Raw genomic sequence first — 13,911 nt, 5'->3', positions numbered from 1 at the left:
AGTGTATTATAGCTTCAAGTAATTTATCAACAGAAATGCGAGTATTAATATCCTTTGTTTTATTATTTTTAATAAGCTGCACTCACACTATTCATAATCACGGAGCTCCTGGCATTAGTGTTGAATTGTGGAGCAAGATAAAAGTAGGTGACGATAAAGAAAAAGTGGTTCACACTTTAGGATCACCAACATTAGTATCAAAGTTTGATGACAATGTTTGGTACTATGTCTCATATAAAATTAAACAAGCTAACTTCTTAGGAAAAAGGAAGTATAGCAGTAAGTCTCTGCAAATTTCATTTGATCAGGACGGTAAAGTTGAAGATACAAAAGAAACTGACATCTTAGAGAGATCTTTGGCTGTTTTTTCTGATTGAAAATCTGCTCAGATCTCTTCACGTCATACCATCACAACTGTACGAATTTCTTGCGTTGTAGTAGAATGAATGTAGGATGTTAACCGCCGGTAGCGCTAGGCCATAAAAATTCCTTGACACATTTCGCCAGCCTCCTTATTATGAAACTGAAGCTATATTATTTAACTTCCCAATCTGTGCAGATTAAAATGACAAGAAGACTTGTATTTGGCGTACTATTGTTTAATTTTTGCACTATGTGCATACTATGTCTTTATAAAAATTTTGGGTTTTTACCCACATAAGCTGAAAAGCGCTTATAAAGCGTTTAAGACATCACCCAACGTCAAATTTTAAAATAAAGAGTGGAATAACTAGCTACTCCGGAGATTCTTTGTCTTTTTTTTCTGCTGGTAAATTTCTTAAACATTTATAGCTTAAGTTAGTTGCGTTTAAAAGCAGCTAAATTGCAGTGTTTAAGACTTAAAGAACGCCGATACTGAAAATAAACAATGACTAGGGCTTCTTTTGCCTTTTTTTCCGTTTGGTAAATTTATTAACATTTATAGCTAAACAACAACCATCATCCCGCAGCGGGATCTATGCTGGGAGATACCGCGAATGAATCGCGGTATGACGGTCTGCGGCGGTATGACGGTTCGTGCGGCATAGCAATTCGTCATTCCGCTACGTGTTAGCGGGATCTAGAGATACCATGACGGTATAGTATCTCGCTGCTTGTTAGCGGCTGAGATACCGCGAATGAATCGCGGTATGACGGTTTGTGGCGGTATGACGGTTCGTGCGGCATAGCAATTCGTCATCCCGCAGCGGGATCTCTTGTTAGCGCCGCGGCGGTATGACGGTCTGCGGCGGTATGACGGTTCGTGCGGCATAGCAATTCGTCATCCCGCAGCGGGATCTCTTGTTAGCGCCGCGGCGGTATGACGGTCTGCGGCGGTATGACGGTTCGTGGCGGTATAGCAATTCGTCATCCCGCAGCGGGATCTCTTGTTAGCGCCGCGTCGGTATGACGGTTAAGTAGGGTGTCATCCAAGTAGCTGACACTGGAATCCCAAAAAAAGGATGATGTCATCCCAGTGTCTGGGCACTTGGATGACAAAAAAAGGAGGCACTGCCCTTTTGGATAGAAACCAGCGTCAAGCACTGGATAGGGGGTACTGGGATGACACCCTGCTGGTGAGACAATGTTTGTATAGTTGTACGTCACGCGCTGGAATGACAGAGAAATCTAATTAGGTTCTTAGTTTCTCAAAAAAATCCTTTAACAAAAAAGAGCATTCTGTTTCTAATATCCCACCATAAACTTCAGGTATATGGCTGCAAAATTGAAATATCTTAGCACCATTTTCAATTCCTCCACCTTTTGGATTATAAGCTCCAAAGTACAATCGTTTAATTCTGGCAAAGGAAATAGCTTGAGCACACATCGGACATGGTTCTAATGTTACGTACATCTCAGCATCACAAAGCGTGGAAGTTGAAAATGCTTGTCTGATTGCTAACATCTCTGCATGTGCAGTTGGATCATTGGATATATTGTGTGCAGAAGAAATGATATTGTCTCCACTCACTATTACAGCACCTATGGGCACCTCATCATTTTTTTGAGCGAGTTTGGCTTGCTCTATGGCAAGCTCCATATATTGATACTTAAACACTTTCCTTTTCTTTTTTAAATTTTATCAACTGCTGCCTTAATAAATGATACAAAAAGAGGATGAGGAGAAAACGGCTTTGATTGAAACTCTGGATGAAACTGCACACCAATAAACCACGGATGACTCTCTAACTCCACTGCCTCTACACATGTTCCATCTTCTGATATGCCACTGCATAGCAGCCCATTTTTTTCCAAATCATCTTTATAATCTAAATTGATTATGTATCTATGCCTGTGTCTTTCTGAAATAGTAGTGTTACTATATGCATCCATCATTTTAGAGCTTGCATTTATATTACATTTGTATGCTCCAAGTCTCATGGTTCCACCAAGATCGTCATCTTGATCGCCAGCTAACTTAATAATTGGATGTTTACAGTTACGAAATTCTTCAGAGTGTGCATCTTCAAGCTTAACAACATTACGAGCAAACTCAATAATTGCAAGCTGCATACCAAGGCAAATTCCGAAAAATGGGATATTATTTGTACGGGCATAATTTATTGCTAATATTTTACCCTCTACTCCGTCATCACCAAATCCCCCTGGGACAAGAATTGCATGAGAATTCTGTAACTTCTCCCCTATAAGCTTTTCATTTATAGGTTTTTCTTCCTTCTCTCTTGAGTTAACCCAATTTATCCTTACTTTGACTTTATTACTAATCGCACCATGATTTAATGCTTCAACCAGTGATTTATACGCATCAGGGAATTCGGTGTATTTTCCCACCATAGACACAGTAACTTCCTGTGTTGGGTGCCTTATGGAATGCACTATTTGATCCCATTCAATCAAGCTTGGTTTTGGCTCACTTAAATGAAAGTGCTCCAAAATTTGCGTATCAAGCCCACATTGGCTATACAACACCGGTAACTCATATATATGACTCACATCAGGAGCAGGTATCACATTGGACAAAGAAACATTACAAAGCTTAGCTATTTTCTCTCTTTGATTATCGAAAATTTCTTTCTCACTGCGGCATAATATAATATCTGGTTGTAACCCCGCGGAATTTAACTCTCGAACTGAATGCTGCGTTGGTTTTGTCTTTAATTCTTGCGCTGCGGTAAGATATGGTATTAAAGTTAAGTGAATAAGGATAACTTTTTGTTTTCCTAATGTGTAGTTAACTTGGCGTATAGCCTCCAAAAATGGTTGGCTTTCAATGTCACCTACAGTTCCGCCTATTTCACATATTACAAAATCTAAACCTTCCGTACCATTAAAAATGAACGATTTGATCAAATCTGTCACATGAGGAATGACTTGCACAGTTTTGCCCAGATAATCACCACGCCTCTCTTTCTTCAATAACTCATGATATATCTTACCAGTTGTTATATTGTCATCTTTTGTTGCTTTAATTCCAGTAAAACGCTCATAATGCCCAAGATCCAAATCAGTTTCAGCACCATCTTCGGTAACAAATACCTCTCCGTGCTGAGTTGGGTTCATTGTCCCAGGATCAATGTTAAGATACGGGTCAAGTTTTCTGATACGGATCTTAAAACCATAAGCTTGAAGAAGCGCACCAACGCTTGAAGCAACTAAGCCTTTACCAAGCGACGATACAACTCCACCTGTGACAAAGATAAATTTAGCTTCCTTCATTAATTTTCAAATGGAACAGAAGTAGATTCACTTTCTTGCTTCTTTTCTAATATAATCTTCTCTGCAATCGATTTTTTATGTACGTCTTTTGAACATAATCCTGACAATAGCAATGTGTTTATAATAAACAATCCAGCAACAATAGCCGTTATTCTGCTGAGCGGGTTTTCAGAAGATTTCACTGGAATCATCGAATTGACTCCTTGTTGTACATTACTAAAACCACTTAACGAACTACTTCCAGGTGGCTGCAAGAGCACTAAAATTACTAACACAACAACCAATATTATTTGAAATATACTTAATACCGCTACTGACATTATAGATAGAGCTGAAAATAAAAATTTTAGGAGCATAAAGTGCATAAGTCAAGAACATCTGTCACCCAAGTAGTTTGAAATCTAAGACTGCTTACCTTATTTTGATTATAAAACCTTGGATGTATCACATTTTAAAATACAAGATACAGTATTGTTTAAATTAAGGTGGAAATTTACATGATCTTTGCAATCTTTCAGATACACACCACTACCTATAACTCACTTTCACGCAATATTGATCGTTCTTAAAAAGCAATCTAACATTTTTTATTCCTTGATTGCGAAGCTTTGATGCAGCTGATTTAGCAGCCTGAGCACTTTTAAAAAATGCAACATATCCCTTACTTTCTGCACTGTCTTGTTTTGGGTGACGTTTCTGTATTTCTTTTTCATACTGCTTTCGGTAATGAGGAGTATTTTGTATCAATTGTTCTGACACCTTTCTTAGGTATTGGACTTTTACTTTTGCAAGCCCAGATTTATGAAATCCTAAGACTTGAGCTGCTTTTTCTGATAAGTCTATTATTCTGCCTTCAATAAATGGTCCTCTATCGTTAACCCTTGTAACAAGCTTTCTTCCATTTTCTAAATTAGTGACAAGAACAAAGCAGGGTAAGGGCAAAGTCTTATGCGCTGCAGAGATCAAGTGACGGTTAAACACTTCACCATTTGCTGTAAGCGTGCCATGATCTTCTATTCCATACCACGACGCTATCCCTATCTCTTCGTAGTGTTTACAGTTTTTTGGATAATAAGTTATACCATTTATTGTGTAGCTGCTGCCAATTTTATAATGACCTGCAGTGCAGTTAAATCTGTTGCTAAAACTGCAACTGCTTATCAAAACAAATGTTAGACATAGAAAGGTTAGGTTTTTTATCATTGTATTCGGTAAGAGCGTTCGATACTATGAGGATTTTAAATTATACTATAATAAATTTAGTAATGAGTAAACATCTACTGCTAAATATTAACAAAACTCAAAAAGGAATAATACATATTATTGGTATAGGTGGAATCGGAATGAGTGCCATTGCTGAAATTCTCCATAATTCCAATTACAAAGTTCAAGGCAGTGATGCACAATCAAACAATAATGTGGATAGATTACGAGAGCTGGGTATAAAAGTTCACATTGGTCACAATGCTGATAATATAAGCCAAGCTCAAATAGTCGTACATTCTTCTGCAATAAAATCTGATAATGTGGAGTTAATTGCGGCAAAAAATAACAATAAAATCGTTTTGCATAGATCAGACATACTTACTGAAATTATGAAAGATAGGTGTGTAATAGCGGTTTCAGGTTCAAGCGGAAAGACAACAACAACCGCTATGATTGCTTCCATTTTTGATCATTCTGGCATTGATGCGACTGTAATTGTAGGAGGAATACTAAATTCGTATCAGAGTAATTCAAGACTTGGAAGGAGTAACATTTTTTTAATCGAAGCTGATGAGTCTGATGGAACCATGCTAAAAATTCCTGCAAAGATTGCTGTCATAACAAGTATCAACAATGACCACATAGATTATTACAGCACATTTGATAATATCAAAAATGCATTTTCCCAATTTGTGAATAATGCAGGTTCTGCAGTTTTACCTGATTCTGTAGACATCGATTATGATGCGAGTAATTCTATAACGTTTGGATTTGAGAATGGTAGCATAAGAGCCAGCAACATTAAGCAGCATGCTAACAGCATGGAATTTGATGTGTTGATTGACAATAACCACAGAATAAAAAACGTAGTACTATCAAACGCAATAGGGATGCATAAAGTCAGTAACGCCTTAGCTGCAATATCAGTTGCAATAAAACTCGGGATTAGCGATGCAGAGATTAAAAAAGGCCTTTTGGAATTTCAAGGAGTAGCAAGAAGATTCTCTTTGATTGCCGATATTAAAGGTGTTAAGTTAATTGAGGATTATGCCCATCATCCAAATGAAATATATGCAACTTTAACGGCTGCACGTTCGATTACTAAAGGAAAAGTAATAGGAATTATCGAACCACTTCGTTTTGCTCGCATTCGTAATTTTTTTGATGAATTCATACGAATTTTCATGATGTTTGATTATGTCATCCTCACTCCTGTTCATCCCCCAGAAGATAAGCCCATTCCTGGTTGTGGAATTGATGATATACAAAAAGCTTTAATCAGTAATGGATTTAATAACACAAAAATTATGAATGATGCTTTGCTCATTTCACATTTTATTAGTGATTCGACAAGTCCAGGTGATATAGTATTATTTATTGGTGCTGGTAGTAATATAGCTAAATTGGCAAAGAAAACTGCAGCACTTATTGCGGAAGGTAAGGTTTAATGCAATGAATAAGATAATCAACAATGTATTTGCAAGAGAAATTTTAGACAGCAGGGGTTACCCCACTGTTGAGGTGGAAATTGAACTCTGTGATGGAGCAATAGGTAGGGCTTCTGTACCTTCTGGAGCTTCAACTGGTAAATTAGAAGCCTTGGAACTCAGAGACCAAGATGAGAAAAGGTATTGTGGTAAAGGAGTGCTGAAAGCTGTTCAAGCTGTAAATGGGATAATAGCAGATGAAATCATTGGAATGAATGCAGCAGACCAAAATGCAATTGATAAAGCATTAATTGAACTGGATGGAACAAAAAATAAATCTAAACTTGGAGCAAATGCAACTTTGGGTGTGTCTCTTGCAGTTGCAAAAGCAGCAGCAAACAGTTTTAAAGTGCCGCTCTACAGATATTTGGGGGAAGAGCAGACGAGTGTTATGCCGGTTCCGCTCATTAACATAATTAATGGTGGAGTACATGCAGACAATAAGCTCGATTTCCAAGAATTCATGATTCTTCCAGTCGGTGCTGAGACTTTCAGTGGAGCAATCAGAATGTCTGCGGAGGTGTTTCATAACTTACGTAGCATTCTTAAGAAAAAAGGTTATAGCACAAATGTAGGAGATGAAGGTGGTTTTGCACCAAATATTGAAAGTACTGAAGAAGCACTTGACTTGATCATATACGCTATAGAATCAGCAGGTTATTCAACAAAATGTGATTTTGCACTAGGTCTTGATGTTGCTTCATCTACTTTTTATGAAGATGGAATTTACAAATTTGAAAGTAAGGGGCTTACTTCAGAAGAGTTAACCGAATATTATTGTGACCTTGTGGCAAGATATCCAATAATTTCTATAGAAGATGCAATGAGTGAAGACGATTACGAAGGTTGGAAATTACTTACTGCAAAATTGGGGAGTAAAATTCAATTGGTTGGGGATGATTTATTTGTTACAAATTGTGAACTGATAGGCAAAGGAATAGAGGAAAAAATGGCAAATGCTGTACTGATCAAGCCAAATCAAATAGGGACGTTAACAGAAACGTTTAATGCAATTGAAATGGCAAAATCAAACAACTACAAAGCTGTGATTTCTCACCGCTCAGGTGAAACAGAAGACACAACAATATCTCATATAGCAGTTGCATCAAATTGCGGACAAATAAAAACCGGATCGCTATCGCGTTCTGATAGACTCGCGAAGTATAACGAGCTAATCAGAATAGAAAGCACGTTAGGAAAGGATGCTAAATATTATCGTGGGTTAGCATGGGTTTTATAGACGAAGTAAAATTGTGTTTAAAAGCCGGTGACGGTGGTGATGGCTGTGCAAGTTTTCGTCGAGAAAAGTTCGTTGAATTTGGTGGTCCAAATGGTGGTAATGGAGGAAAGGGTGGAAACATAGTTTTCATCAGCGACGCTAATCTCAACACTTTGCTTCATTTTCGTTATAGAAGACACATTAAAGCAGATAGTGGGAAAAATGGTGCAGGCAGGGATAGATCTGGCACAGCAGGGAAAGACGTTATACTTAAAGTTCCAGTTGGTGCACAAATAATTGATGAAGAAAGTGAAGAGATAATAGTAGACCTTGACAAGCCTGGTATGGAATTTCAAGTAGCACAGGGTGGAAAAGGTGGACTTGGAAATACTAATTTTAAATCTTCTACTAATAAGGCACCAAGACATTTTACTTACGGTCAGCCTGGCGAAGAAAAACATGTATTATTAAAACTAAAAGTTTTATCAGATGTTGGAATTATTGGCATGCCAAACGCAGGTAAATCAAAATTTTTGACTCGCTGCTCGAATGCAGATACAAAAGTAGGCGATTATCCATTTACCACCGTAAGACCTCATTTAGGCGTGGCAAAAGTGGATGATAGCGAAGTTGTAATAGCAGATATTCCTGGAATAATCACCGATGCTCACCTTGGAGTTGGACTCGGACATAAATTTTTAAAGCACATAGAAAGGTGTAAAATTTTACTTCATTTAATTGATGTAACTCACGATGATGTGATAGCAGCTTATAATTGTACACATAATGAGCTGGAGCTTTACGATAGCGATCTTGTTAAAAAAGAAGAAATTTTAGTACTAAACAAATGCGACTTATTGAGGGAAGCAGAAATTCTGGAAAAGAAGAATCACTTAGCTAATTATCTTAATAAAGAAGTGCTGTGCTTATCAATTAATGATGATTTACAGCCCATTTTGAGATTATTAAGTAAAAAATTGAAAAAGAGTAATCCTAAGGAAATCGATGTATATGATCCTTTTAAGATGTGAATTTCATTTATTTTATCATGTAACTAGAATATATTTGTACGAACATTGTTTTTGAAGGTGATTTGCTCAGTAAATGGTCAGCGCGTGACGCACAACTGTACGAACATTTGTTTTTACAACAAATCCCAGTGTCAGCTACTTGCATCTACCCTGCAAGTTACCTGAAAATTGCAATGTTCGTACACTTGACTACTTGGATCTAGTATGATTTAATTAACCAAGAAATTGAGATATTCATATGGCAAAATTATGTGGTGAACCAGTTTGCATAACACCAGGAGGAAAATATGGATAGAAAGACGAGAATAGAATCAGATAGCTTAGGAGAAGTAAAAGTACCAAGTGAACATTACTGGGGAGCGCAGACTCAGCGTTCTTTAGAAAATTTTAAGATTGGCACAGAAAAAATGCCAGAGCCTCTGATTAAAGCATTAGCAATAGTAAAACTTGCAGCAGCGCGTGTTAATATAAAACATGGTGGTATAGATGATAGGGTAGGGGACGCAATTTGCACAGCCGCGAGGGAAGTAATAGATGGCAAATTTAATAATGAATTTCCGCTTGTTGTTTGGCAAACCGGATCTGGAACGCAGACTAATATGAATATGAATGAAGTGATCAGCAATCGTGCAATAGAGATTTTAGGTGGTAATTTGGGTAGTAAATCTCCGATACATCCAAATGATCATGTGAATTATGGTCAGTCGTCAAATGACACCTTTCCAACAGCAATGCATATAGCAGCAGCAGAGCAAATAAACTGCTTGCTTATTCCAAATCTTGAAAAATTGCATAAGGTGCTGGATAATAAGGTTCAGGAATTTAAAAATATAATAAAAGTAGGACGTACTCATCTGCAAGATGCAACGCCCCTAACACTAGGACAGGAGTTTTCTGGCTATGCAGCCCAGATTAAAAAGGGGATAGAGAGAGTAAAATCAACTTTAAGTGATATATACGAGCTTGCACAAGGTGGTACTGCGGTTGGCACGGGACTCAATACTAAAAAGGGTTTTGCTGAAGATTTTGCTAGAGAAGTTGCAAAAATCACTAATCTTCCATTTACTTCAGCAGGTAATAAATTTGAAGCGCTAGCAGCAAATGATGCTTTAGTTGAGCTCAGTGGAACACTCAATACAGTAGCAGTCAGTTTAATGAAAATTGCAAATGATATAAGGCTGCTTGGTTCTGGTCCAAGATGCGGAATTGGGGAAATAATGTTACCGGAAAATGAGCCTGGTTCTTCAATTATGCCAGGTAAAGTGAATCCAACTCAGTGTGAAGCGGTGACTATGGTATGCACTCAAGTTATGGGAAATCATGTTGCTGTAACAATTGGTGGCTCAAGTGGTCATTTTGAACTGAACGTATTTAAGCCAGTGATAATTTACAATGTTTTGCAGTCTATAAGACTTTTAGCTGACGCAAGTTTAAATTTTGCAGAAAAATGTGTAATTGGTATTAAGGCAAATGAAGAGAGGATAAAAGATTTACTGAACCAGTCGTTGATGTTGGTCACTATATTAAATACGCATATAGGGTACGACAATGCAGCAAAAATAGCAAAGCTTGCTTATAAAGAAAATATCACTTTAAAAGAAGCAGCAGCAAAACTTCAACTGCTCACTGAGGAGGAGTTTGAAAAGATAGTGAAACCAGAGAAAATGGTGAATTATTTGTAACCGCTCACAGATTTCCACGCAATCTCATCAAAGACGTTTTTTTAGCATAAGACAGCTGCTTTCTATGCTTACCAGCTCAGTTATACTTATTTACAATCAAAATGTCTGGATTCTAGTGTCTGGGCACTACCTTTGTGTTTTAGGCAAAACTGACTATAACATTTCTTCGCAAACAAATGTTCGTACAGTTATGCGTCACGCGCTGACCATTTGTTGTACTTAACAAAAGCAAATGTTCGTATAGGTGTGGGCTTGGCCATAAAATGATTCTTAAGAAAGCAAATGCAATTTTTTGCAGGGTGATAAAAATTAACAGTTTTATTTTTAGCCAAATTAATTGAATCAAGCTACAAAACCTGCTAAAGTTAACTTTGTGAAAGCACCCTTAGCTCAGTTGGATTAGAGCATTTGACTACGGATCAAAAGGTCGGGCGTTCAAGTCGCTCAGGGTGCACCACATTTTATAGGAAACAGAAGTCACACTTGAAATTAATATATGCAATACCTATCTTTAAAGGTTAAACACTAAACTATTATATATGAGCAAAAAAGACTACTATGATCTGCTGGAGGTAGGAAGAAATGCCAGTATTGATGAGATAAAAAAAGCGTATAAAAAATTAGCGTTGAAATATCATCCTGATAGAAATCCTGGCAATAAAGAAGCAGAGGAAAAATTTAAAGAAGTAACAGCTGCATATGAAGTTCTGTCTGACTCTGAGAAAAGGGCAGGCTATGATCGTTATGGCCACGAAGGTGCTTCTGGTGGGTTTCAAGGCTTCAGCTCTGCAGGAGATTTTAGCGACATATTCAATGACTTCTTTGGTGGAGGATTCGGTGGTGGTGCAAGTAGATCAAGAGCAAAGAGGAGCACAACAGGAGTATCTGGAGCAGACCTACGTTATGATCTTGAAGTTACCTTAGAAGATGCATTTAAAGGAATACAAGCACCTATACATTATGTGACAAATGTAAAATGTGATGCATGCCAAGGCACAGGTGGCGAAGGAGCAATTAAACCAGTTCAGTGCCACACATGCCAGGGAAGCGGTAGGATTAGAACTCAGCAAGGCTTTTTTACCATCGAAAGAACGTGTACTACATGCTATGGGGAAGGAGAAATAATACAAAATAAATGTAAGAAATGTGGTGGAAGTGGACGTAGAAGAGATGAAGTAAATATATATGTTTCAATTCCAAAAGGCATAGAAGAAGGAGCTAAGGTAAGGGTAAGTGGTAAAGGAGAAGCTGGAGCAAGAGGTGGAAAAAGTGGAGATTTATACGTATACGTGAAAATAGTTCCCCATAAAATCTTTACTCGAAATAAAGCAGATTTACACTGTAAAGTGCCTATAAGGATGACATTAGCAGTGCTTGGTGGTGAAATCGATGTCCAATCAATTGATGGAGCTAAAATAAAAGTAAAAGTTCCAGAGAGCACTCAAACTGGTACCAAGTTACGTTGTAAGGAGAAGGGTATGCCATATATGAACTCATATGCTCGTGGTGATTTATATGTACAGGTAATAGTTGAGACTTTAAATCCAAAAAATTTAACTAAAAAGCAAATTGAACTATTAAAAGCGCTTGAAGAAGAGGAAAATGCAAATGTACAACAGCAATCTGAAGGGTTTTTTAGTAAAGTAAAAAAAAAATAAGAAATTTGCTAAATGACATGAGGGAGTAACTGTTTACACTTAATCCTGCAATTCTTTGATCTTATTAATGGAAAACTTAACAATAATTAGCTAACAGAAACTTCTCAGTTCCTTATAGCTAAAGTAGCTTAGGTTTACCTACAATTTGAAAAACAACAAATTCGTCATTCCGCTACTCGTTAGCGGAATCTATGCTGAGATACCGCGAATGAATCGCGGTATGACGTGGGGAAACCTTTCTTGGGTTAGCTATAAAACTATGTAAAAGCAATAAATTTCTTTATTTAAGACCGAAGTTTTGCTATTCTCGAGTTTTAATAATTTAAAATTAATGAATATAAACAAAAATGAGTTTTTATTTCTTCCGCTTGGGGGAGTAGGAAGAATCGGGATGAACGTTAGCCTATATCATTACCAAGGCAAGTGGATTATGATCGACCTTGGTATCGGTTTTGCAGATGAAACTATGCCAGGTATTGAGCTGCTCATTGCTGATATAGATTTTATTGCTCAAAGAAAAAAAGATTTGCTTGGAATAATAATTACACATGCACATGAAGACCACTGCGGTGCAGTGCCCCACTTGTGGGAAGAATTGCAGTGCCCCATATATACAACAAAGTTTACGGTTAATTTTCTCAAGGAGAAACTAAAGGAGTTTCGATTGGAAGATGTGGTACCTGTGAAAGAGGTAGACATAAATAGCAGCATAAATTTGGGTCCTTTTACCGTTGAGTTTATAAATGTAACTCATTCAATTCCTGAGGCAAATTCAATATTAATTAGCACTGAAATGGGTAGTGCACTTCATACTGGAGACTGGAAATTTGATCCAAAACCTGTTGTTGGATTAACTTCCAATATGGAGCGTTTAAAAGAAATTGGCGATAAAGGTAATCTGCTTGCAGCAATTTGCGATTCAACCAATATATTAAGCAAGCATCACCCTGAGTCAGAAGGTGAAATTTATAATAATATTTATAACATAATAAAGCGGTCTAAAAAATTAGTTGCTGTATCGCTATTTGCTTCAAATGTGGCACGAATTGAAACGATAAGCCAAGCTGCAAAAGCACTAAATAGAAAAGTAGTTTTACTTGGTAGATCTTTATGGAGAATAGTGAAAGTTGCGCAAGATAGTGGTTATTTAACTGATTCTCCTCAGTTTCTTGAAGCAAAGGAAGCAGTAAATTTTCCAAGGGAAGAACTGGTGCTACTTTGCACAGGTTGTCAAGGTGAGCCACTGGCAGCAACTTCAAGGCTTGCTGCTAAGAGTCATCAAGCATTTAAAATGCAGCAAGGTGATACCATAATCTTTTCGTCAAAAATTATTCCTGGAAATGAAACTCGTGCGCACAACATGCTCAATGCCTTTATTGAGATGGGGGTAGAAGTTGTTACTGAAAAAACAGAGCATGTTCATGCTTCTGGGCATCCAACAAGAGAAGAGTTAAAGGAAATGTATTCTTTAATAAAACCGAAGATGTCTATTCCAGTTCACGGCGAATATATTCACACGCATGCACATGTAAGATTTGCTAAAGAGTGCGGTGTGGCAAAAGCAATAATGATTGCACCAGGTGATATCGTTAATTTGGAGAATGGAGAAAAAGTTAATTCAATCGATGTTGACTACTTTGGTATTGATGGTATGTTGCTACGTCATCCGGAGTGCAGTGTTATAAAAATGCGTAAGAAAATGAGAGATGCTGGAGCTATTGTAGTGACAGCAGTTGTAAACAAGAAAAATAAATTGCTTGCTAAGCCAAAAGTATTTGCACCAGGTGTTTTCGAAGCGCAAGAAGATGCAGTCATTGTGCAAAGGATCATAGAGAAGGTTGAGTCAGCGTTTAGTTTACAGCCGACAAAAAAAATAAGAAATAAGATTGAGAGTTCAATATTTAGTATCTTAAAGGAATATTTACTAAAAAGGCCTATAATTGAAGTCCAGATAGAACAGGTATGAAATGA

At 37.3% G+C, this 13,911-nt stretch carries 11 protein-coding genes and 1 tRNA gene; 8 read left to right on the top strand and 4 right to left on the bottom strand.

The window, feature by feature from the left end; all coding sequences use genetic code 11:
* The first annotated feature begins 35 nt into the window (after nucleotides 1–35).
* The gene (locus NBW37_RS03390) at nucleotides 36–377 is read left to right on the top strand and encodes an outer membrane protein assembly factor BamE (protein ID WP_250296915.1); all 342 of its coding nucleotides are present in this window, start codon (nucleotides 36–38) and stop codon (nucleotides 375–377) included.
* A 1,235-nt stretch (nucleotides 378–1,612) separates the two neighbouring features.
* On the opposite strand, the gene NBW37_RS03385 is transcribed toward NBW37_RS03390, so the two are convergent.
* The 4 genes from NBW37_RS03385 to NBW37_RS03370 all read right to left on the bottom strand — a co-directional run bounded on the left by NBW37_RS03385 (nucleotide 1,613) and on the right by NBW37_RS03370 (nucleotide 4,860).
* A complete protein-coding gene (locus tag NBW37_RS03385; RefSeq protein WP_250296914.1) occupies nucleotides 1,613–2,020 on the bottom strand; it encodes a nucleoside deaminase in 408 nt (135 codons plus the stop codon).
* 32 nt (nucleotides 2,021–2,052) lie between these two features.
* Nucleotides 2,053–3,657 (bottom strand): CTP synthase, encoded by a 1,605-nt coding sequence (locus NBW37_RS03380; RefSeq protein WP_250296913.1) that lies wholly within the window; start codon nucleotides 3,655–3,657, stop codon nucleotides 2,053–2,055.
* Nucleotides 3,657–3,977, bottom strand: coding sequence for a preprotein translocase subunit SecG (gene secG / locus NBW37_RS03375; protein ID WP_151807869.1), 321 nt, complete (start codon nucleotides 3,975–3,977; stop codon nucleotides 3,657–3,659). Before secG ends, NBW37_RS03380 begins: the two co-directional genes overlap by 1 nt.
* Before the next feature lie 208 nt (nucleotides 3,978–4,185).
* A complete protein-coding gene (locus NBW37_RS03370; RefSeq protein WP_370273144.1) occupies nucleotides 4,186–4,860 on the bottom strand; it encodes a septal ring lytic transglycosylase RlpA family protein in 675 nt (224 codons plus the stop codon).
* 26 nt (nucleotides 4,861–4,886) lie between these two features.
* Between NBW37_RS03370 and murC the strand changes: the two genes are divergently transcribed.
* The 7 genes from murC to NBW37_RS03335 all read left to right on the top strand — a co-directional run bounded on the left by murC (nucleotide 4,887) and on the right by NBW37_RS03335 (nucleotide 13,906).
* Entirely contained in the window at nucleotides 4,887–6,311 is a 1,425-nt protein-coding gene (murC, locus tag NBW37_RS03365) for a UDP-N-acetylmuramate--L-alanine ligase (protein ID WP_250296987.1), read from the top strand.
* A 4-nt stretch (nucleotides 6,312–6,315) separates the two neighbouring features.
* Nucleotides 6,316–7,590: a phosphopyruvate hydratase gene (gene eno / locus NBW37_RS03360; protein WP_250296911.1), complete on the top strand. Its 1,275-nt coding sequence runs from the start codon at nucleotides 6,316–6,318 to the stop codon at nucleotides 7,588–7,590.
* Nucleotides 7,578–8,600, top strand: a complete 1,023-nt coding sequence (cgtA, locus tag NBW37_RS03355; protein WP_250296910.1) for an Obg family GTPase CgtA — start codon at nucleotides 7,578–7,580, stop codon at nucleotides 8,598–8,600. The genes eno and cgtA overlap by 13 nt, the downstream gene beginning before the upstream one ends.
* Before the next feature lie 287 nt (nucleotides 8,601–8,887).
* Nucleotides 8,888–10,282, top strand: a complete 1,395-nt coding sequence (gene fumC, locus NBW37_RS03350) for a class II fumarate hydratase (protein WP_250296909.1) — start codon at nucleotides 8,888–8,890, stop codon at nucleotides 10,280–10,282.
* 379 nt (nucleotides 10,283–10,661) lie between these two features.
* Nucleotides 10,662–10,739: transfer RNA gene (locus tag NBW37_RS03345), tRNA-Arg, on the top strand.
* Nucleotides 10,740–10,821: 82 nt separating this feature from the next.
* Nucleotides 10,822–11,940 (top strand): molecular chaperone DnaJ, encoded by a 1,119-nt coding sequence (dnaJ, locus tag NBW37_RS03340; RefSeq protein ID WP_250296908.1) that lies wholly within the window; start codon nucleotides 10,822–10,824, stop codon nucleotides 11,938–11,940.
* Nucleotides 11,941–12,271: 331 nt separating this feature from the next.
* A complete protein-coding gene (locus NBW37_RS03335; RefSeq protein ID WP_250296907.1) occupies nucleotides 12,272–13,906 on the top strand; it encodes a ribonuclease J in 1,635 nt (544 codons plus the stop codon).
* Nucleotides 13,907–13,911 lie beyond the last annotated feature (5 nt).

Origin of the sequence: Wolbachia endosymbiont of Oedothorax gibbosus, from assembly GCF_936270145.1 — a bacterium.
GTDB lineage: Bacteria > Pseudomonadota > Alphaproteobacteria > Rickettsiales > Anaplasmataceae > Wolbachia.
Note: the sequence above shows the minus strand (reverse complement) of the source record. Positions and strands in the feature narration are given on the sequence as shown.

Bases quoted from the DNA above. Each gene is read 5' to 3' on its own strand.
- NBW37_RS03390 (WP_250296915.1), top strand. From the start codon at position 36: ATGCGAGTATTAATATCCTTTGTTTTATTATTTTTAATAAGCTGCACT.
- NBW37_RS03385 (WP_250296914.1), bottom strand. From the start codon at position 2,020: ATGGAGCTTGCCATAGAGCAAGCCAAACTCGCTCAAAAAAATGATGAG.
- NBW37_RS03380 (WP_250296913.1), bottom strand. From the start codon at position 3,657: ATGAAGGAAGCTAAATTTATCTTTGTCACAGGTGGAGTTGTATCGTCG.
- secG (WP_151807869.1), bottom strand. From the start codon at position 3,977: ATGTCAGTAGCGGTATTAAGTATATTTCAAATAATATTGGTTGTTGTG.
- NBW37_RS03370 (WP_370273144.1), bottom strand. From the start codon at position 4,860: ATGATAAAAAACCTAACCTTTCTATGTCTAACATTTGTTTTGATAAGC.
- murC (WP_250296987.1), top strand. From the start codon at position 4,887: ATGAGGATTTTAAATTATACTATAATAAATTTAGTAATGAGTAAACAT.
- eno (WP_250296911.1), top strand. From the start codon at position 6,316: ATGAATAAGATAATCAACAATGTATTTGCAAGAGAAATTTTAGACAGC.
- cgtA (WP_250296910.1), top strand. From the start codon at position 7,578: ATGGGTTTTATAGACGAAGTAAAATTGTGTTTAAAAGCCGGTGACGGT.
- fumC (WP_250296909.1), top strand. From the start codon at position 8,888: ATGGATAGAAAGACGAGAATAGAATCAGATAGCTTAGGAGAAGTAAAA.
- dnaJ (WP_250296908.1), top strand. From the start codon at position 10,822: ATGAGCAAAAAAGACTACTATGATCTGCTGGAGGTAGGAAGAAATGCC.
- NBW37_RS03335 (WP_250296907.1), top strand. From the start codon at position 12,272: ATGAATATAAACAAAAATGAGTTTTTATTTCTTCCGCTTGGGGGAGTA.